Source organism: Mycobacterium asiaticum (assembly GCF_001673365.1).
GTDB classification, from domain to species: Bacteria; Actinomycetota; Actinomycetes; order Mycobacteriales; family Mycobacteriaceae; genus Mycobacterium; species Mycobacterium asiaticum_A.
This window is the reverse complement of the sequence record NZ_LZLS01000007.1, coordinates 1-16,462: the sequence shown is the minus strand read 5'-3', so window position 1 is coordinate 16,462 and position 16,462 is coordinate 1. Positions and strand designations below refer to the sequence as shown.

Below are 16,462 nucleotides of genomic sequence, written 5' to 3'. Positions count from 1 at the left end.
TCCGTTCCGGCGTAGAGTGCTTTCCGGTGCGACGGGTTTGTGGCCATCGGGGCAGGAGGAAGTATGACGCCCGAGGACGTGGTTCGAGCCGAGCTCAAGTCGTGGAGTCGCCTGGACGCGGCTGAGATCGTGAGCTATTTTGCCGCCGACGGGGTATGGGACAACGTCGCGCTGGGCGCCCACCACGGAGTCGATGCGATAACGCAGGCCGTCGAAGGTTACGTCAAGCGCATGCAGAGCGTGGATCTGAAAGTCGTCAACTTGGCGGTCAACGGCAACATCGTCCTCACCGAGCGCGTCGATGAGATGGTGTATGACGGCCATCCGGTGCGCGCACGATGCATGGGGGCCTTTGAAGTCGTGGGCGACAAGATCGCCGCATGGCGAGACTACTTCGACGTCCCTCGCTGAGCGTCCACGTCGCCTCTGGTCTGCTGTCGAAACAGGTCTGCAACAGGTCCTAGTGTCCTCGTTCGAATGCGTCGAGGTTGTGACGCAGACCACCAGAATGGCGTCGAATCTAGGCTGTCGTGTGTATTGGCAGTGTTGCTATCGTAATGTGCCGGTTATCAATATCCCAGTTAAACCGAGTGATCTGGTTCGTAGCGTAATTTGCTGACGCCATTCAGCTATCACATCAATCACTTCTGTTTCACTTTATAGATTGAGCCGTGACATAACTGCGGTATATGCAGGTCAAAGCGTTATTTGAATTCGCGTGATAAGCACCACAAATTTTGATTTCCCACGCTAATGGTCGGTAGATTTCCGGCCATGATTGCTCTAGCAACGCTGTTGGCGCTCGTAAATCAGGTCTCTGGCACCCCCTACATTTCGGGTGGCGATTCACCCGCCGGGACCGACTGCTCAGGATTGGCTTCGTGGGTCGCGAATGCGGCCAGCGACCGCCCGGTTTTCGGTAGCCGATTCAACACCGGAAACGAGGAAGCGGCCCTTTTGTCTCGCGGCTTCCAGCACGGGACCGCTGCCAATGCCGTGGTAATTGGGTGGAACGGCGGCCACACGGCCGTGACCCTGCCCGACGGCACGCCAGTGTCCAGTGGCGAAGGCGGCGGAGTTCGCATAGGGGGCGGTGGTGCATACCAACCACAGTTCACCCACCACATGTACCTGCCCATTGAGGACCTTGACCTGCCAGAAGGCGAATTTGCACCGGCCCCGGACGGCCCCGTCGTCCTAGTCGACGCCGTCGGCCAGGAGTCCGCCCCGCCGGCGCCAGAGATGTTCCCGCCGGCTCCTGAGCCAGCACCTGAGCTGGCGCCCGAACCGGCTCCTGAGCTGGCGCCCGAGCCCGCTCCGCCCGGTGACCCGGAAATGGCGGATTCGTAACAGATCCAGTAAACCCAGCGCTCTAATTAACTGCCAGCCACACCCGGTTGCGCAATTGTGGTACAAGTCACAATGCGTGCCGGGTGTGGTTTATGTCTAATATCGCTCCCTTTTGGTGAATAGAAAACGCCTCCCGGTGAATACCACTTTCCGGCCGAAAATATGCAGGTGATTTCAATGTTCGGTTCAGGTTGAGTCGGATGGTCGATTCGTCGCCCGCCGTCCCTTACCATCGTCGCGATGGAAGGAGTCTCTCTGTGACAACCTCGGTTACCCACCTCGGCGGCATCATCGCGGCCACCGGCGATGCGGTGAGCACAGACCCGACAAACGCCCAGGTCGTCTTCCAGGCGTCAGCTACCGCCCACGACGCGGTGGCCAGCACGGTGACCCTCGGCCAGTATCGAGTCGAGGTCGACGAACCGGCAGTGCTCGGGGGAGAGGGCAAGGCGCCCAATCCGGTGGAGTACTACCTGGCCTCGCTGCTCTCGTGTCAGGTCGTCACCTGGCGCTTCTGGGCGGAGAAGCTAGGTATTGCGGTTGACGAGATCACCGCGCGCGCTGAGGGAGACCTCGATGTGCGGGGCTTTTTCGCGCTGGATGACGACGTGCGTGCCGGATTTCAGGAAGTCCGGGTGGTGGTCACGGTGACCGGTCCGGAAACGTTGGAACGCTACCGGGAACTGCAGGACGCGGTTGACGCGCACTGCCCAGTCCTGGACCTGACCCGTAATCCCACGCCGGTGCACACCAGCCTGGAAATCGGCGCCGCAACGTAAGCCGCTGACAGGGGCGACCCGCTTCGCCCGCCTGACCCGCTTCGCGCGGCTGCGCCGCGCTCGCGATCGCCCGGGGTCTGATGGTGGCGACCCGCTTCGCCCGGCTGCGCCGCGCTCGCGATCGCCACGGGCTCCGATGGTGGCGACCCGCTTCGCCCGGCTGCGCCGCGCTCGCGATCGCCACGTCAAGCTTCGACGGCAATCTCCTTGCCAAGCTCGTAACCGGGCGCCAGCGGTAGCGAGTCGCCGCTCCAAAACTTCCCCGGATCGAACCAGTTCGTGTCCTTGTCGGTGCGAAGCAATCCCATTTCCTCGTAGGTAATCGCAACGGTCTCCGCACAGTACGCGGTGGCCAACCCCATCTTTCGTTCTGCCCGGCGACGCTCCGTGTGTTCGTAAACCTTTTTGTCTACCAACGGTATTCCACGAAACCAGTCATTGATGGTGGGCAGCCGACCGCGCAACCATCGGCCGGTCAGACGCGCGGTGGTCGGGAATGCGGTGCCGTTCATTCGGGCGATCACCCGCAACAGTTCGTTCTCCTGTTTGTGGGTGGCGTACGGCGTCAGCTGCCGTAACCAGCAGCGCTGGTGATAACGCTCCGTCCACTGCAGGAAGACCTGCCGGGCGTCATTGAGCTGAACACCGCGATGGTTGTCCCCGGTCCACATGTCGACGAGCTTGTCGCCCAACTCCGCATGCCAAATCAGCGGCGGCAGGTCATCGATGGCTACCGTCATCCCGACATGGTTGACCGGAGCGTTGGTCAGGGTCTGAATGGCACGGTCGGGTCGTGAAACGCCCCGGAACAGCCACAGATCACCGGTGCGAGTTTCGGCCAGCGCCTGGTCCAAGGTGAGAGTGTTGGAGTCCACGAGAGCACTCTAAGCAGAGCCGGCCCAAGATAGCCTGTGCTGATGCGCAACATTTGGAAGTGGGTCGGACTGGCCGGTGTCGCGGGTGTAGTGGCCGGCGGTGCGCTGGTGGTGCGCGATCAACGCAAACGGCGCGCCTACACGCCCGACGAGATCCGGGCACGGCTGCACCAGCGACTCGCCGAATCCGACGCGGAAGGCTATCAGTCCCGTTCGGGTTCGGGGTCGGTGCCCACTGCTTCGACCCCGAACAATCGGTAACTTCCGGAGAAACCTTTCAACTCGACCTCGCGACCGTCGTCGAAACCGATGCCGTCGTTGTCACCGACGGCATCCCGAACCGGTTCGCTCACCAGGATCTGACCTCCTTCGGCCTGAGCTGCTACCCGCGCCGCCATCGCGACATTGCGCCCGAATAGGTCCTCGCCGCGCCGGACCGAGCGACCCATATGGATTCCGATCCTTACCCGAATCTCCTCGTGGCGCTTACGTTTTCCGTCCCGGAGGACGGCTTCTTGGATATCTACACCGCACCGCACCGCTTGCTCGGCGCGCGCGAACGCGACCATGTATCCGTCGCCTTGGCTTTTCACCACATGGCCCTCGCGTTTGCGCACTCGCTCCTGAATCAACTTGTCGTGTGCGCTAATTAGCTTCACCCAGGCGCGGTCGCCGATCCGTTCGTTCAGCGCGGTGGATTCTTCGATGTCGGAGAACAAGATCACCACACGGCCGTCCGGGGTGACTCGCGCCAGGTCGGGGCGCTCCACCTCGGCCCAGTCGGCGAGCTCTTCGATCGAGCTACGCACGGCCGCGCCGAACCCCTCTTTGCGCACCAGATTGGCCGTATTCCACATCGTCTTGACGGCCTCGCGACCACCGGACCACAGCCGATTGCGAACGTCGGAGCGCTGCTGCAATTCCGCCAGCTCCTCGCGACTGCGCTTGAGCAACACCCCCAGCGCGACGAGCCCGGCAGCCTCGATCGCCGCGATTGCGGCCAGGACGTAGACGGCGAGATGAAGCGTATCGCTCATGTTCGCCATCCTCTCAGGGCGGCGCGAGGCCCATCTTGTCGGGCGATTCCATGATGTTTAGGGTTGAGTTTGGTCGCCGCGGGGAAGCAATTCTCATGTAAGCCAATGACGTCCTGGAGGTGGGGATTGGCCGACGACGACGAAGTTGACGAATCAGATCTGTTCGTAATTTTCGGCATCACCGGTGACCTGGCGCGAAAAATGACCTTTCGCGCGCTTTACCGGCTGGAGTGCCGCAAGCTGCTGGACTGTCCCATCTTGGGCGTGGCCAGCGACGATATCTCGGTCGAGAAGTTGGTGTCGCTGGGTCGCGACGCCGTCGAAGAAACCGGCGAGAAGATCGACGACGCGATCTTCGACCGACTGGCCGACCGGCTGTCCTATCTGCACGGCGACGTCACCGACAGCGCGCTGTATGAGTCGCTGGCCGAGCAAATTGGCTCCCGCTACCAGCGCCCACTGTTCTACCTGGAGATGCCGCCGTCGTTGTTTGCGCCCATCGTCGAGAAGCTGGGTGAAGCCGGGCTACTGAAGCAGGCACGGGTGGCAGTGGAAAAGCCGTTCGGCCACGACTTCGATTCCGCCTGCGAACTCAACGCCCGACTGCGCGCGGTGCTGGACGAAAAGCAGATCATGCGAGTCGACCACTTCTTAGGCAAGCAACCCGTCGTCGAATTGGAGTACCTGCGCTTCGCCAATCGGGCGCTCGCGAAATTATGGGATCGCGACAGTGTCCACGCCATCCAGATCACCATGGCCGAAAACTTCGGGGTGGAAACCCGCGGCAAGTTCTACGACGCGGTCGGCGCATTGCGCGACGTGGTGCAAAACCATTTGTTGCAGGTGCTTGCGTTGGTCGCGATGGAGCCTCCGGTAGGGCCCACCGCCGACGACCTGAATGACAAGAAGTCAGAGGTGCTGCGCGGCATACCGGCTTTGCAGCCCGAGCAGTGCGTACGTGGGCAATACCGCGGCTATACCGATGTCCCCGAAGTGGCTAAGGATTCCGACACCGAAACCTTCATCGCGCTGCGGACCGAAATCGATAATTGGCGCTGGGCCGGTGTTCCGATCTTCTTGCGAGCGGGAAAGTCGTTGCCGGAGAAGGTGACCGAGGTTCGGCTGCTACTTCGGCGCACACCCAGTCTCTGTTTCCTGCCGATCAGCAAAGCGGCCGAGCCCAACCAGATTGTGCTGCGGATCGATCCCGAAGCTGGTATGCGCCTTCAACTTTCGGCCCAACAAGGCGACGACTGGCAAGACATTCATCTGGACTCGTCGTTCGCCGAAGATCTCGGCGAACCGGAGCGTCCCTACGAGCGGCTGTTTCATGCTGCGCTGACGGGCGACCACCAGCTTTTCGCCCGAATAGACAGCATTGAGGAGACGTGGCGGATCGTGCAGCCGCTACTGGACGACCCCGGCGAAATTCACCCGTATGACGCCGGATCCTGGGGCCCCGACGCGGCCCACGCACTGCTGGAGGGTCACCACGGCTGGCAAGAGCCGTGGATGCCCAAAAACTCGGGACACTAAGGAGACAAAACAATGCAGCTAGGCATGATCGGTTTAGGCCGAATGGGCTCCAACATTGTCCGACGCGTGGTCACCGGTGGGCACGAGTGCGTGGTATACGACCACAGCTCCGACGCGGTCGAGGCGATGGCGGGCGAGGACGGCATCACCGGGGTCTCCTCGCTCGCCGAACTGCGTGACAAGCTCACTGCTCCCCGCGTCGTGTGGGTGATGGTGCCGGCGGGCACCATCACCACCGGGGTCATCGATGAACTCGCCGACACTTTAGAATCCGGCGACATTGTGATCGACGGCGGCAACTCTTACTACCGCGACGACGTGCGTCACGCAAAGACATTGTCCGAGAATGGGATTCGTCTACTCGACTGCGGTACCAGCGGCGGCGTCTGGGGCCGCGAGCGGGGTTACTGCCTGATGATCGGCGGCGAGTCGGATGCGTTTGAATACGCCGAACCGATCTTTGCCACCGTCGCACCGGGCGTGGACGCCGCCCCGCGCACCCCGGGTCGTGAAGGCGACGTCGCGCAACCCGAGAACGGTTACCTGTACTGCGGGCCGGCCGGGGCGGGTCATTTCGTCAAGATGGTGCACAACGGAATCGAGTACGGGATGATGGCGTCGCTCGCTGAGGGGCTGAACATCCTGCGCAATGCCGACATCGGCACCCGGATTCAAGAGGGTGACGCCGAGACCGCTCCACTGTCCAATCCCGAGTTCTACGAATACGATTTCGACATACCTGACGTCGCCGAGGTGTGGCGGCGCGGCAGCGTCATCGGTTCCTGGCTATTGGATCTGACCGCGATCGCGCTGAACGATTCGCCCGATCTGTCCGAGTTCTCCGGACGTGTCTCCGATTCGGGCGAGGGTCGGTGGACCTCTATCGCGGCGATCGACGAGGGGGTGCCCGCGCCGGTGCTCACCACGGCGCTGCAGTCCCGCTTCGCCTCGCGCGACCTGGACGACTTCGCCAACAAGGCGTTGTCGGCTATGCGCAAGCAGTTCGGCGGCCACGCGGAGAAGCCTGCCAACTGACCGCGGCGAGGCGGGCCTTGCCCGGCATCCCGCCTGCCCGTCGCCGAGAGTGAACTGTGCGACGCATCCGCGGCGTGTCGCGTCGTGAAATGCGCACTCGCGCAGGCGGATCACCGTGCAGCGTAAGGCGGGTCACTCACGTTCGACGAAGGCAACCACAACGTCGCTGAAGGCATCGTTGTCGTCACCGGCCGCGGTGTGGCCGGCATTGGACAGCTCGACGAACTCCGCGCGCGGCACCTGGGTCAAGAAATGCTCCACACCTTCGAGGCTGACGACATCGGAAAGCTTTCCGCGAATCAACAGGACCGGAATCGACAGGTTGGCGGCGGCGGCTTCAAAGCCCTCGGTGCGCAACTCGGGATCGTCGCCAGGCTTGGTCATGAATGCTGGGTCCCAGTGCCAGTACCAGCGCCCGTCGCGCAGCCGCAGGTTCTTTTTGAGCCCTTCCGGGCTGCGCGGCTTCGGCCGGTGCGGCAGGTATGCGGCGACGGCGTCGGCAGCATCCTCGAGTGATTCGAAGCCGTCGATGTTGGTCATCATGAACTCGCGAATCCGGGCGCTGCCGTTCTTCTCGAATCGCGGCACCACGTCTACGAGCACCAGCTTCGTGACCCGCTCCGGCCCGGCCCGGTCCGCGACGAGGATGCCGGTCAGCCCACCCATGCTGGCCCCGATGATCACCACCGGACGGCCGATCGCGTCGAGCACGTGCATGACGTCGGCGGTCAATGTCTCGACGTCGTAGTCGGCGTCCGGTGCTCGGTCGCTGTCACCGTGACCACGGGTGTCCAAAGCGATGACGTGAAACCCGTCACCGCCCAGTATCTGACCGGTGTTCTTCCAGGAGAACCGATTCTGGCCGCCACCGTGCAGCATCAGGATGGTGGGACGATCGGCCACACTTGCGCCGCGGTTCCATTCGTCGCCGACCAGGGCGATCCCGTCGACTCCGGAAAACTCGACCGTTTGTGGGCTGCCGCTCATGTGGTGAGTCTCTCCTTCGGGTCGGGTTGATGGTCAGCCAGGTAGGCGCTGAGGACCTCGACGAGCATCTCGCGGTCCTTGGAGCTGTCCAGCGGCTTGGGCCAGGTCAACTGCACGGCCACCAGGCCGCGGATGGTGGCCCAGATCAGGTTGCCCAAGCGACTCGCCTGTCCTGGCGCGATGCCGGCCCCCAGGTGCTCGCCGATCTCGGTCATCCGTGCCGACATTGCGGCCAGGTGAGCGTTGGCGGTTTTGGTGCGTGCACCGCGGGTGGCGATCAGGATTTCCAGCGCCGCCATCGATGTGGGGCTGGAGAAGGCCTGCCACACCGCATCGACAACGAATGCCGGTCGTGCGGCCGGCCGTATCTGCGCGGCTCGCGCGGGCAGCGCGTCGAGGGTCTCGAGCAGATCGGCAAATCCCTTGTCCACCACCGCCATCAGGATGCCGTCCAGATCGCCGAAGTGGTATTGCACTACGCCCCAAGTCAATCCGGCGCGCTCCGTGATTTGCCGCACGCTGGGCGGAGCGAAGCCCTCCTTGAGGATGTAGCGGACGGTTTCGTCGATGACGGTTTGACGGCTGCGTTCAGCGCGCGCCTGTCCGCCGCCGGGCGGTCTACGAGGTCCGGTCACCGCATTACGCCTGTTAGGTGGTCCAGGGGGCGGAGGTCGTGCGCTGCCAATATGCCGCTGGGGGCTCGACATACGGCGTCGATCAGGTTGACCACGCGCGCGGCGGTCGCGATGACACCGCCTTCGTTATGATCGGTGCCGCCGCCCGCATCGCCACCCAGGTGGGTATTGATTTCGACGCCGGGACTGCCCGTGACGACAACACGATGTACACCGAAGCGACCGTCCGGGGGATAGGCCCAATCCGGTGCGGTTTGCGGGCCGAGACGGTTGACGTGCTCCATGGTGATGACGACCTCGCCGTCGCGCAGACCTTCCACCGCGAACCGCACCGCGGCCACCTGACCGGGCTCGACGTGCATCATCACGCAGTCGATCGGCTCGGGCGTCACCCACTTTTCGCAGCGCTCCCGCACCTCGTCGAGTTCGACGCCCAGGTCCCGCGCCAGGCTGCGCACCTGCACGCCCCACATCGACGTCAGCACGCCCGGCAGGAACATCACCGGCGTGTGTTCGGGCGCAATGCCGAAACCGAAACTGACACCGGTGAATTCAGCGTCGTCGTAGCTGGCGTAGTCGCAGATCTCCTGCACGGTGACGCTGGTTGCGCGTTCGGCCAGACTCAGTGCCGTGTAGGCCAGGGTGTCCCCGGAGTAGCCGGGGTCGACGCCGTTGATGTAGAGGGTCGTGTTTCCCTCGGCGCAGGCCTGCGCGAGCGGGTCGCGCAACCAGTCACCGGCCTGTTCGGGTGCCACCATCCAAACAAACGACGAGCCAACGACATTGGTGCCGGCTCGGAGGAATCCGGCGATTTCTGCGAGGGCTTGTTTGGGGCGGGTCTCGGCTTGCGAGGTGTAGACCACACAGTCGGCGTTCAGTGCGAGCAGCGTGTCGAGGTCGTCGGTGGCGACCACGCCGGTCAGCTCCGCGAGCCCACACAACTGCGCGGCGTCGCGACCCACCTTGTCCGGGCTACGGGCATGCACCCCGACCAACTCGAAGTCCGGCCGCTCGATCAGCATGCGCAGTGCGTGCCGCCCGACGTTGCCGGTGGAGTACTGAATGACTCTGCGCGTCATATCTTTATCGCCTCACATCAGGTCAGTGATGGTCTTCAGGCCCGCGTCGTAGAGCACACCGGGTAGCATGCCGCCGTCGATCTCGATGGTGGTGCCGTTGATGAAATCTGCTGTGCCCGAAGCCAAGAACACCACCGTGCGGCCCACTTCGGCGGGCTCGCCGCCGCGCTTCATCGGGACCTTGGCGAAATATTCGCTGCCGGTGGGGTCGTCCTTGTTGAGCACGAACGCGCGGAAGTTGTCCGTGATGGTCGGGCCTAGAGCCACGCAGTTGACGCGAACCTTCGGACCCCACTCCTGTGCCAACGAGCGGGTCATGTGGTTGAGCCCGGCCTTGGCGGCACCGTAGGACACCAGCGTGGGTGCCCCGGCCGGGTGGCTGGCGCCACTGGAGATGTTGACGATGCAGCCGATGCCGTCCTGGGTTTTCATCTGCCGGTAGGCGCGGATAGCGAACCACATCGGACTGATCAGGTTCATCTGTACCGCGAACGCATGGAACAGCGCGGTCCGCTCGAAGTCGTCTGTGCTGGGCGGGGCGCCCTGCAGACGCTGCACCAGGTCGGGAATGTCCTCGACGTGCGGTGCCGGCACGGTGCCGCCGGCGTTGTTGACCAGGATGTCGATTCTGCCGTAACTGTCGACGACGTCCTGGATAAAGGTGTCGATGGCGTGGTAATCGCCTTGGTCGCATACCTTTTGGGCACTGCGCCGGGCCCAGTCGGGCTCGGCTTCGACTCCGGGCAGGGCATCCAGCGGGCGCCGCGAGCAGCCGATGACGGTGGCGCCCGCCCGCAGCAGTTCGTGCGCGATCCCTACGCCGACGCCGCGACTGGTTCCGGTGACCACGGCGACTTTGCCGTCCAGCGAGCCCACCCGCAGATGATTACACTTGTAATCTTTCTGGGCAAGCGTGCGGTGAGTTTTGGCAGTCGCCGCGGTCTAACTATCAAAGACCCCGAGCAAACAGGAGAAGCAATGCCATCGATCACGCCCACGTTGTGGTTCGACCAGAACCTGGAAGAGGCGGCGCAGTTCTACACGTCGGTGTTTCCGAACTCGCACATCGAGGGATACACCCGATACACCGAGGTGGGGCCAGGTGAGCCGGGTTCGGTTGCGTTCGGCGCCTTCGTGCTTGACGGCAATCGGTTCATCGGTATCAACGGCGGTCCGGTGTTCACCTTCGACGAGGCCGTGTCGTTCACCGTCGACTGTAAAGACCAGGACGAGGTCGATTACTACTGGACGAAGCTGACTGAAGGTGGCGAGGAGTCGCAGTGCGGCTGGCTCAAGGACCGCTTCGGCCTGAGCTGGCAGATCGTGCCGGCGCGGCTGCTGGAATTGGTCAACGATCCAGATCCCGCCCGAGCCGCCGCGGCCACCAAGGCGATGCACGGCATGAGCAAGATCGTCGTCGAGGATTTGGAGAAAGCGGTCGCCGAAGCCTGAACTCGTCTGCGCGCCGGCGGCCGGTTACGTTGGACTGGTCGAGAAAACGGCGAACAGGAGTCCGAGTTGTCCGAACCAGGCTGGATCGACGTGAAGGGTTCCAACGGCGACCTGAAAGCGCTGGCCTGGGGGCCGGCGGACGCGCCGATCGCGTTGTGCCTGCATGGCTTTCCCGACACCGCCTATGGATGGCGCAAGTTCGCCCCGCGACTGGTCGAGTCAGGCTGGCGGGTGGTGGCGCCGTTCATGCGGGGGTACGCGCCGTCGTCGATTCCGGCCGACGGCAGCTATCACATCGGTGCATTGATGGACGACGCGCTGCGGGTGCGCGAGGCGGCGGGCGGGACCGAGTGTGACGTGGTGATCGGGCACGACTGGGGGGCGATCGCCGCCAACGGTCTGGCCGCGATGCCCGACAGCCCGTTTACGCACGCGGTGATCATGTCGGTGCCGCCAGCGAGGGCATTGCGCCCGCGCGGCGGGTTGGGAGAACGCGGTCGACTGGCCCGCGAGGTCTCGCGCCAGTTGCTGCGCAGTTGGTACATCAGTTACTTCCAGGTGCCCTTTCTGCCGGAGCGGTCCGCGTCCTGGGTGGTGCCGCTGCTGTGGCGGCGGTGGTCGCCGGGCTACCGCGCCGAAGAGGACTTGCGCCACGTCGACGCCGCGATCGGCACACCGGAAAGCTGGCGCGCGGCGCTCGGCCCGTACCGCGCCACCATCCGCAACACCCCACCACCGGCGCAATACGCGCAATTGCACCGGTACTGGACCGAGGCGCCGAAGCTGGTGACCCTGTACCTGCACGGTCAGGACGACGGTTGCATGACAGCGGCTTTCGCGCGCAGGGTGAAGCCAATACTGCCGGCCGGTAGTGAGGTTTCGGTCGTTTCACACGCCGGGCACTTCCTGCAACTCGAGCAGCCCGACAAGGTCGCCAACCTGGTCCTGACGTTCGTCGGCTCACCCGGCTGAGGTAGTGCCCGGGCACCGGATGGCCGCCGTCGACGCCCAGTTCTACTGGATGTCGGCCAAGTCCCCCAACGACGAATTCCTGCTGTACGCCTTCGGCGCCGAACCGGCAGATCTCGACGAGGCCGTCCGCCAGGTCCGTCGGCGAGCCAGTGCCTGCGCGGACCTGACGATGCGGGTCGTGGACGACTGCGTCGTAAGGTATCCGCGCTGGGTGCCCGCGCCGGTTCGTCCTGAGCAGGTGACGCACCACGATTTGGCCGACGATGGTTGGGACGCCTGCCTTTCCGCGGTGGCCGACCTGGCCGGTGATCAGCTGGATATCCGGCAGCAGGCGTGGCGCCTGCACGTATTCACACCGGTGGCCGGCATCCCGGGCGTTGCCGGGGTGGGAACCGTTGCTGTGCTACAGCTTTCGCATGCGGTGGCCGACGGGGTCCGGGGTGCGGCGCTGGCGGCCTGGCTGTTCGGGCGGCCGGCGACGGTGCCTCACGTAGGCACGGCGCGGGCGGGCTTCATGCCGTTGCTGGGTTTGGACGCGGTACGCACACATCGCCGTTTGATGCGTGATGTCGACGCCGGGTTGGTGACGTCGGGAGTCGGATTGCGGCAGCCGCTGACGACGAATGCCCGCCCGGGGCGCGTCCGCGCCATTCGTACCCTGGTGCGGCGTCGCGAGCAACTGGCCCCGCCGACTGTCACCGTGGCGGTACTGGCCGCGGTCGGTACGGCACTGTCGCAGTTTCTCGGTGCGGCCGGCGATACCCTGGGCGCCGAAGTGCCAATGGCTAAACCCGGTGCACCACTTGGCTATAACCACTTTGGCAACGTCAGCGTCGGGCTGCACCCACAACTCGGTCTCGCCGAGCGGAGGCATCGGATCGCCGGCGAACTGGCCGACGCGCGACGCCGGTTCGCGCACCCCGCCGCGCTAGCCAGCGATCGGGCCTTCGCCGCGGTGCCCGCCGCGTTACTGCGCTGGGGCGTATCCCAGTTCGATCCGGACGCGCGACCGACGCAAGTGGCCGGCAACACCGTGGTGTCCAGCGTCAATCGCGGCGCCGCCGACCTGAGCTTCGGCGGTGCGCCCGTGGTGCTCACGGCGGGCTATCCGGCGCTGTCGGCGGTGATGGGACTGACCCACGGTGTGCACGGCATCGGCGATACGGTCGCGATCAGCGTGCATGCCGCCGAGTCGGCAATGCCCGATATCGAAGCCTACCTCCGGCTACTGGACGCAGCGTTGTAAGTTATTGCGCGTCACCGGATCTGGCGGCTTCTTCGCGGGTCAGGCCGACGCTCAGGATCAATTCCTCGTGCAGTTCGAACCACACCGTGTGATAAGAGTCGATCAGCGGCCTTGTCAGCCAAGCAATCTCACCGGCCTTGACCCGGTCAAGTGCGGTGCTCAACTTCGCCGAATAGGCGCCGAGTCGAGGCAGTTGTCCGGCGGCGGACGCGATGATCGGCATCACCCGCTCGTGCACAGCATCGAGGCGGGCCAGCACAGCGGTGTCGTAGTCCGCGTCGTCGTGATTGTTGGGTTGGCCGTCCTTGAGTTGCCAGTCGGTGACCAGTGCTTTGAAATCGACGTTCACCGAACGGAATTCGTCGTAGGCACCGGTCAGTACGGTGTGATCGAGGTCGGCGCGTTCCGTTGCGAGCAATTCGGTGAGTCGGGTCCGGCCCGCAGGGGTGATCCGCAAGGTGGGGCCGTCGATCAGCAGCCCGTCGGCGGCGAGTGAACGGACCGTTTCGGCGATATCGGCGTCGAGTGTGGCGGCAAGGTCCGTCACACTCACCCGACCCTTCAGCCGGATCGCTTGCAGCACCGACAATTCCGTCATTTTTGCCCCTGCAGCCGGATCGCGTTCAGCATGGTGATCAACGGAGTTTGCGACACGACGTCGGATCGTCCCGCCGCCAGGGCGGCACGGACGGCGGCCTCCGATGAACCATCCACCCTCGGGTGGTTGCCGGTCGGGTGGGCACGCAGCGGGCTGATCTGCAGCGCGATCTCGGTCAGCGCGCGTAACTCCGGGGTATCGTCTTCCGACCACGCCTTAAGTTCCAGGATGCCTTCGCGCACTTCGCCTTCGCTGCCATCGACGGTGATCTGGCGACCCGCCAGCGCCGCGGCGACACCGTGACCGCAGCCCACCACCGCGACCCGGCCGAGTTCGCGGCTGACCACCGCGGCGTGGCTTGCGGCCCCGCCCACCTCGGTGACGATGCCTTGTGATCTCAGCATGCCCTGGACGTCTTCGGGCCGGGTGTGATCGCGCACCAGGATCACCTGCTCACCGCGGTCCGCCGCGTCCAGTGCCTCGTCGACGTCGGTGTAGGCGGTGCCCGTTGCCACGCCCGGGCAGGCGGGTAGGCCTTTGGCCAAAAGCCGTGCGGCTAACCGTGTTTCAGGTTGCAGTGCGGGTTGCAGCACCGCGGTGACATGTGCTGGTGACACCCGGCGCAGCGTCTCGTCATCGTCGATCAGCCCTTCGTTGCGCAGCCTCAGGGCCAGTCGCACCGCGGCCTGTGCCGACCGCTCGGCGCCTCGGGTTTGCAGTAGCCACAGGGCACCGTCTTCGACGGTGAATTCGATCTCTTGGACGTCGGTATGGAGCCGTTCCAGACGGCGGGCGGCGGCCATCAACTCGCCGTAGACGTCCGGCAACTCGTCGCGCAGCGCGCTAATCGGTTCGACGTCAACAAGTCCGGACACCACGTCGTCGCCCTGCCCACCGGGCAGCCACTCACCGAACGGTACGTCGGCCCCGGTAATCGGATTGCGCGACGAAAGGACACCGGCACCGGAGTTCGCCGACCGGTTGCCGAAGACCATGGCCTGCACCACCACCGCGGTGCCGCAGCGTTCGTCGAGGCCATAGTGCTGGCGATATGCGATGGCGCGCGGGGAGTTCCACGAGGCGAAGACAGCTTCGATGCCCGCGCGCAGCTGGGCATTTGGGTCTTGCGGGGGTTGCGCGTCGCTGCCCGAGACGATGCGCCGATACATGCTGGTGAACCGTCGGCGGGTATCGCGGGCGAACTCGACGTTGCCCTGTGCGGCCAGCGCCTGTTCGACGGCGTCGTTCATGCCCAGGTCGAGGATCGTGTCCATCATGCCGGGCATGGATTGGGTGGCACCGGAACGCACGCTGATCAGCAACGGGTGCGGGCCGCGTCCGAAGGTGCGCGAGGTTTGTTCTTCGAGCCACCGCATCCGGTCCAAAACGTCGTCCCAGATGGCGTCGATTGTCGGTCCGGGTTCGGCGAGATAGCGCAGGCCCACTTCGGTGGTGATGCAGAACGCCGGCGGTACCGGCAGGCGGTGGCGCCGCATCGTGTCGATGCCGTGGCCCTTGTTGCCCAGGATCTCCCGTGGTTGATGCGCGGTGCCGTCGAGCAACACCACCGCGTCGTGCAGGGTGCCTAGCGGGGGGCTGTGGCGGCGCGCGACCCCGGCCATGATGCACCCCCTCGTCGTTGCTGGAACGCCCGCAATGGTCCCATATGCATCACCGGAGCTGCTGTTACCGGCAATACCCGATGCTTTAGCTTTGACGCTATGACTCCCTACGATGTTGGGCTACTGATTCTGCGGCTGGCGCTGGGACTGACGTTGGCCGCGCATGGCTTGAACAAGTTCTTCGGCGGCGGTCGCATTGCGGGCACCGCGCGCTGGTTCGAAAGCATCGGGATGAAGCCCGGCAAGTTCCATGCCACGATCGCCGCGAGCACCGAGACGGCGGCCGGGTTGGGCCTGGCAGCCGGGCTGCTCACACCGATCCCGGCGGCGGGCTTCGTGTCGCTGATGATCGTCGCGGCCTGGACCGTCCACCGTGCCAACGGGTTCTTCATCGTCAAGGAGGGCTGGGAGTACAACCTGGTGCTGGCCTTGAGCGCCATTGTGGTGGCCACCCTGGGAGCGGGGAAGCTCAGCCTGGATTACTTGATCTTCGGCAAGAACTGGTTTGACGGCTGGCATGGTCTGGCGATCTCGCTGGGACTGGGCTTGGCCGGCGCTATCGGTCAGCTGCTGATCTTCTACCGTCCGCCAGTCAAACAAGCCGGATAGCTCAGCTGGCGGGCGCGCCGTTCTCACCCAGCAGCAGGCCGCCGATACCGGCGATGCCGGGGGTACCTGGCGTCGTAGGCGACGAGCCGTAACCGCCGTCACCGGCGTTGCCCCCGTCGCCGACAAGCCACGCGTTGCCGCCATTGCCGCCGTTTCCGCCGATGCTCTGGTTGACCCCGTCGCTGAACACGGCATCCCCTCCGGTACCGCCGGCGCCGCCGTTGCCAAGCATGCCTGCCCTGCCGCCGGCTCCGCCGGTCCCGCCGGTGCCGACGACGGCGAACCCGCCGGACCCGCCGGAACCGCCCTGGCCGCCGGACCCGAACACCTGGCCGCCGTTGCCGCCGGCCCCGCCGTCTCCGCCGTCGGTGCCGCTGGCGCCGCCGTGGCCACCCCGCCCGCCGGCTCCGAAGAACCCACTGGCGTTGCCGCCGGCCCCACCGATCCCGCCGTGCTCGCGGCCCGCGCCGCCGACACCGCCGTGGCCGCCGTCACCGAACAGCCCACCGTCACCGCCGGCGCCGCCGTCACCGCCACTGGCGGGTTGGCCGTTGCCGCCCGCACCGCCCTGGCCGCCTGTGCCAAAGAGCAGGCCACCATGACCCCCGCCGCCACCGGCACCGCCGGCGGTGCCGCCCTCTCCGCCGTCG

18 protein-coding genes and 2 pseudogenes are annotated in these 16,462 nt (G+C 65.0%); 10 read left to right on the top strand and 10 right to left on the bottom strand.

Features of this window, described 5'->3' with window-relative positions:
* Window positions 1-63: 63 nt before the first annotated feature.
* From A5634_RS01450 to A5634_RS01440, 3 genes are all read left to right on the top strand, one after another.
* Window positions 64-411 (top strand): limonene-1,2-epoxide hydrolase family protein, encoded by a 348-nt coding sequence (locus tag A5634_RS01450; protein ID WP_065142315.1) that lies wholly within the window; start codon window positions 64-66, stop codon window positions 409-411.
* 363 nt (window positions 412-774) lie between these two features.
* Window positions 775-1,350 (top strand): glycoside hydrolase, encoded by a 576-nt coding sequence (locus A5634_RS01445; RefSeq protein WP_065142314.1) that lies wholly within the window; start codon window positions 775-777, stop codon window positions 1,348-1,350.
* 257 nt (window positions 1,351-1,607) lie between these two features.
* Entirely contained in the window at window positions 1,608-2,129 is a 522-nt protein-coding gene (locus A5634_RS01440) for an OsmC family protein (protein WP_065142313.1), read from the top strand.
* 71 nt (window positions 2,130-2,200) lie between these two features.
* On the opposite strand, the pseudogene A5634_RS30210 reads toward A5634_RS01440, so the two are convergent.
* Both A5634_RS30210 and A5634_RS01435 read right to left on the bottom strand, forming a co-directional pair.
* Window positions 2,201-2,313: pseudogene (locus A5634_RS30210) on the bottom strand (hypothetical protein); the annotation flags it as partial.
* A 1-nt stretch (window position 2,314) separates the two neighbouring features.
* The gene (locus A5634_RS01435; protein WP_065142312.1) at window positions 2,315-3,004 is read right to left on the bottom strand and encodes a guanylate cyclase; all 690 of its coding nucleotides are present in this window, start codon (window positions 3,002-3,004) and stop codon (window positions 2,315-2,317) included.
* A 42-nt stretch (window positions 3,005-3,046) separates the two neighbouring features.
* On the opposite strand from A5634_RS01435, the gene A5634_RS01430 reads away from it, so the two are divergent.
* Window positions 3,047-3,265: a hypothetical protein gene (locus A5634_RS01430; RefSeq protein ID WP_065142333.1), complete on the top strand. Its 219-nt coding sequence runs from the start codon at window positions 3,047-3,049 to the stop codon at window positions 3,263-3,265.
* On the opposite strand, the gene A5634_RS01425 is transcribed toward A5634_RS01430, so the two are convergent.
* A complete protein-coding gene (locus A5634_RS01425; protein ID WP_065142311.1) occupies window positions 3,208-4,050 on the bottom strand; it encodes an adenylate/guanylate cyclase domain-containing protein in 843 nt (280 codons plus the stop codon). The genes A5634_RS01430 and A5634_RS01425 overlap by 58 nt on opposite strands.
* Before the next feature lie 96 nt (window positions 4,051-4,146).
* On the opposite strand from A5634_RS01425, the gene A5634_RS01420 reads away from it, so the two are divergent.
* Both A5634_RS01420 and gnd read left to right on the top strand, forming a co-directional pair.
* Window positions 4,147-5,577 (top strand): glucose-6-phosphate dehydrogenase, encoded by a 1,431-nt coding sequence (locus tag A5634_RS01420; protein ID WP_155769294.1) that lies wholly within the window; start codon window positions 4,147-4,149, stop codon window positions 5,575-5,577.
* Window positions 5,578-5,589: 12 nt separating this feature from the next.
* On the top strand, window positions 5,590-6,612 hold the full coding sequence (gene gnd, locus A5634_RS01415) for a phosphogluconate dehydrogenase (NAD(+)-dependent, decarboxylating) (RefSeq protein WP_065142310.1): 1,023 nt from the start codon (window positions 5,590-5,592) through the stop codon (window positions 6,610-6,612).
* A gap of 132 nt (window positions 6,613-6,744) precedes the next feature.
* Here gnd and A5634_RS01410 read toward each other — a convergent pair whose 3' ends face one another.
* Genes A5634_RS01410 through A5634_RS01395 form a run of 4 tightly spaced genes read right to left on the bottom strand, consistent with a single transcriptional unit; the run spans window position 6,745 to window position 10,189 of the window.
* On the bottom strand, window positions 6,745-7,599 hold the full coding sequence (locus A5634_RS01410; protein WP_065142309.1) for an alpha/beta fold hydrolase: 855 nt from the start codon (window positions 7,597-7,599) through the stop codon (window positions 6,745-6,747).
* Complete coding sequence (locus A5634_RS01405) at window positions 7,596-8,234, bottom strand: TetR/AcrR family transcriptional regulator (protein WP_065142308.1); 639 nt, start codon at window positions 8,232-8,234, stop codon at window positions 7,596-7,598. Before A5634_RS01405 ends, A5634_RS01410 begins: the two co-directional genes overlap by 4 nt.
* Entirely contained in the window at window positions 8,231-9,313 is a 1,083-nt protein-coding gene (locus A5634_RS01400) for an NAD(P)H-dependent amine dehydrogenase family protein (protein ID WP_065142307.1), read from the bottom strand. Before A5634_RS01400 ends, A5634_RS01405 begins: the two co-directional genes overlap by 4 nt.
* Before the next feature lie 12 nt (window positions 9,314-9,325).
* Window positions 9,326-10,189, bottom strand: a complete 864-nt coding sequence (locus A5634_RS01395) for an SDR family NAD(P)-dependent oxidoreductase (RefSeq protein WP_065142306.1) — start codon at window positions 10,187-10,189, stop codon at window positions 9,326-9,328.
* Window positions 10,190-10,291: 102 nt separating this feature from the next.
* On the opposite strand from A5634_RS01395, the gene A5634_RS01390 reads away from it, so the two are divergent.
* The 3 genes from A5634_RS01390 (at window position 10,292) to A5634_RS01380 (ending at window position 12,983) form a co-directional block, all read left to right on the top strand.
* Window positions 10,292-10,765: a VOC family protein gene (locus tag A5634_RS01390; protein WP_065142305.1), complete on the top strand. Its 474-nt coding sequence runs from the start codon at window positions 10,292-10,294 to the stop codon at window positions 10,763-10,765.
* A gap of 66 nt (window positions 10,766-10,831) precedes the next feature.
* Entirely contained in the window at window positions 10,832-11,737 is a 906-nt protein-coding gene (locus A5634_RS01385; protein ID WP_065142304.1) for an alpha/beta fold hydrolase, read from the top strand.
* A gap of 4 nt (window positions 11,738-11,741) precedes the next feature.
* Window positions 11,742-12,983, top strand: a complete 1,242-nt coding sequence (locus A5634_RS01380; RefSeq protein WP_155769293.1) for a WS/DGAT domain-containing protein — start codon at window positions 11,742-11,744, stop codon at window positions 12,981-12,983.
* Between the two features lies 1 nt (window position 12,984).
* Here A5634_RS01380 and A5634_RS01375 read toward each other — a convergent pair whose 3' ends face one another.
* Both A5634_RS01375 and A5634_RS01370 read right to left on the bottom strand, forming a co-directional pair.
* The gene (locus A5634_RS01375) at window positions 12,985-13,581 is read right to left on the bottom strand and encodes a hypothetical protein (protein WP_065142302.1); all 597 of its coding nucleotides are present in this window, start codon (window positions 13,579-13,581) and stop codon (window positions 12,985-12,987) included.
* On the bottom strand, window positions 13,578-15,203 hold the full coding sequence (locus A5634_RS01370; protein WP_172831581.1) for a pyruvate, phosphate dikinase: 1,626 nt from the start codon (window positions 15,201-15,203) through the stop codon (window positions 13,578-13,580). Before A5634_RS01370 ends, A5634_RS01375 begins: the two co-directional genes overlap by 4 nt.
* A 99-nt stretch (window positions 15,204-15,302) precedes the next feature.
* Between A5634_RS01370 and A5634_RS01365 the strand changes: the two genes are divergently transcribed.
* Entirely contained in the window at window positions 15,303-15,812 is a 510-nt protein-coding gene (locus tag A5634_RS01365; protein ID WP_065142301.1) for a DoxX family protein, read from the top strand.
* 7 nt (window positions 15,813-15,819) lie between these two features.
* On the opposite strand, the pseudogene A5634_RS28495 reads toward A5634_RS01365, so the two are convergent.
* Window positions 15,820-16,462 (bottom strand): annotated as a pseudogene (locus tag A5634_RS28495) (hypothetical protein); the annotation flags it as partial.

Coding starts and splice junctions, on each gene's coding strand:
- A5634_RS01450 (WP_065142315.1), top strand. CDS start 64: ATGACGCCCGAGGACGTGGTTCGAGCCGAGCTCAAGTCGTGGAGTCGC.
- A5634_RS01445 (WP_065142314.1), top strand. CDS start 775: ATGATTGCTCTAGCAACGCTGTTGGCGCTCGTAAATCAGGTCTCTGGC.
- A5634_RS01430 (WP_065142333.1), top strand. CDS start 3,047: ATGCGCAACATTTGGAAGTGGGTCGGACTGGCCGGTGTCGCGGGTGTA.
- A5634_RS01425 (WP_065142311.1), bottom strand. CDS start 4,050: ATGGCGAACATGAGCGATACGCTTCATCTCGCCGTCTACGTCCTGGCC.
- A5634_RS01420 (WP_155769294.1), top strand. CDS start 4,147: ATGACGTCCTGGAGGTGGGGATTGGCCGACGACGACGAAGTTGACGAA.
- gnd (WP_065142310.1), top strand. CDS start 5,590: ATGCAGCTAGGCATGATCGGTTTAGGCCGAATGGGCTCCAACATTGTC.
- A5634_RS01410 (WP_065142309.1), bottom strand. CDS start 7,599: ATGAGCGGCAGCCCACAAACGGTCGAGTTTTCCGGAGTCGACGGGATC.
- A5634_RS01400 (WP_065142307.1), bottom strand. CDS start 9,313: ATGACGCGCAGAGTCATTCAGTACTCCACCGGCAACGTCGGGCGGCAC.
- A5634_RS01390 (WP_065142305.1), top strand. CDS start 10,292: ATGCCATCGATCACGCCCACGTTGTGGTTCGACCAGAACCTGGAAGAG.
- A5634_RS01375 (WP_065142302.1), bottom strand. CDS start 13,581: ATGACGGAATTGTCGGTGCTGCAAGCGATCCGGCTGAAGGGTCGGGTG.
- A5634_RS01370 (WP_172831581.1), bottom strand. CDS start 15,203: ATGGCCGGGGTCGCGCGCCGCCACAGCCCCCCGCTAGGCACCCTGCAC.
- A5634_RS01365 (WP_065142301.1), top strand. CDS start 15,303: ATGACTCCCTACGATGTTGGGCTACTGATTCTGCGGCTGGCGCTGGGA.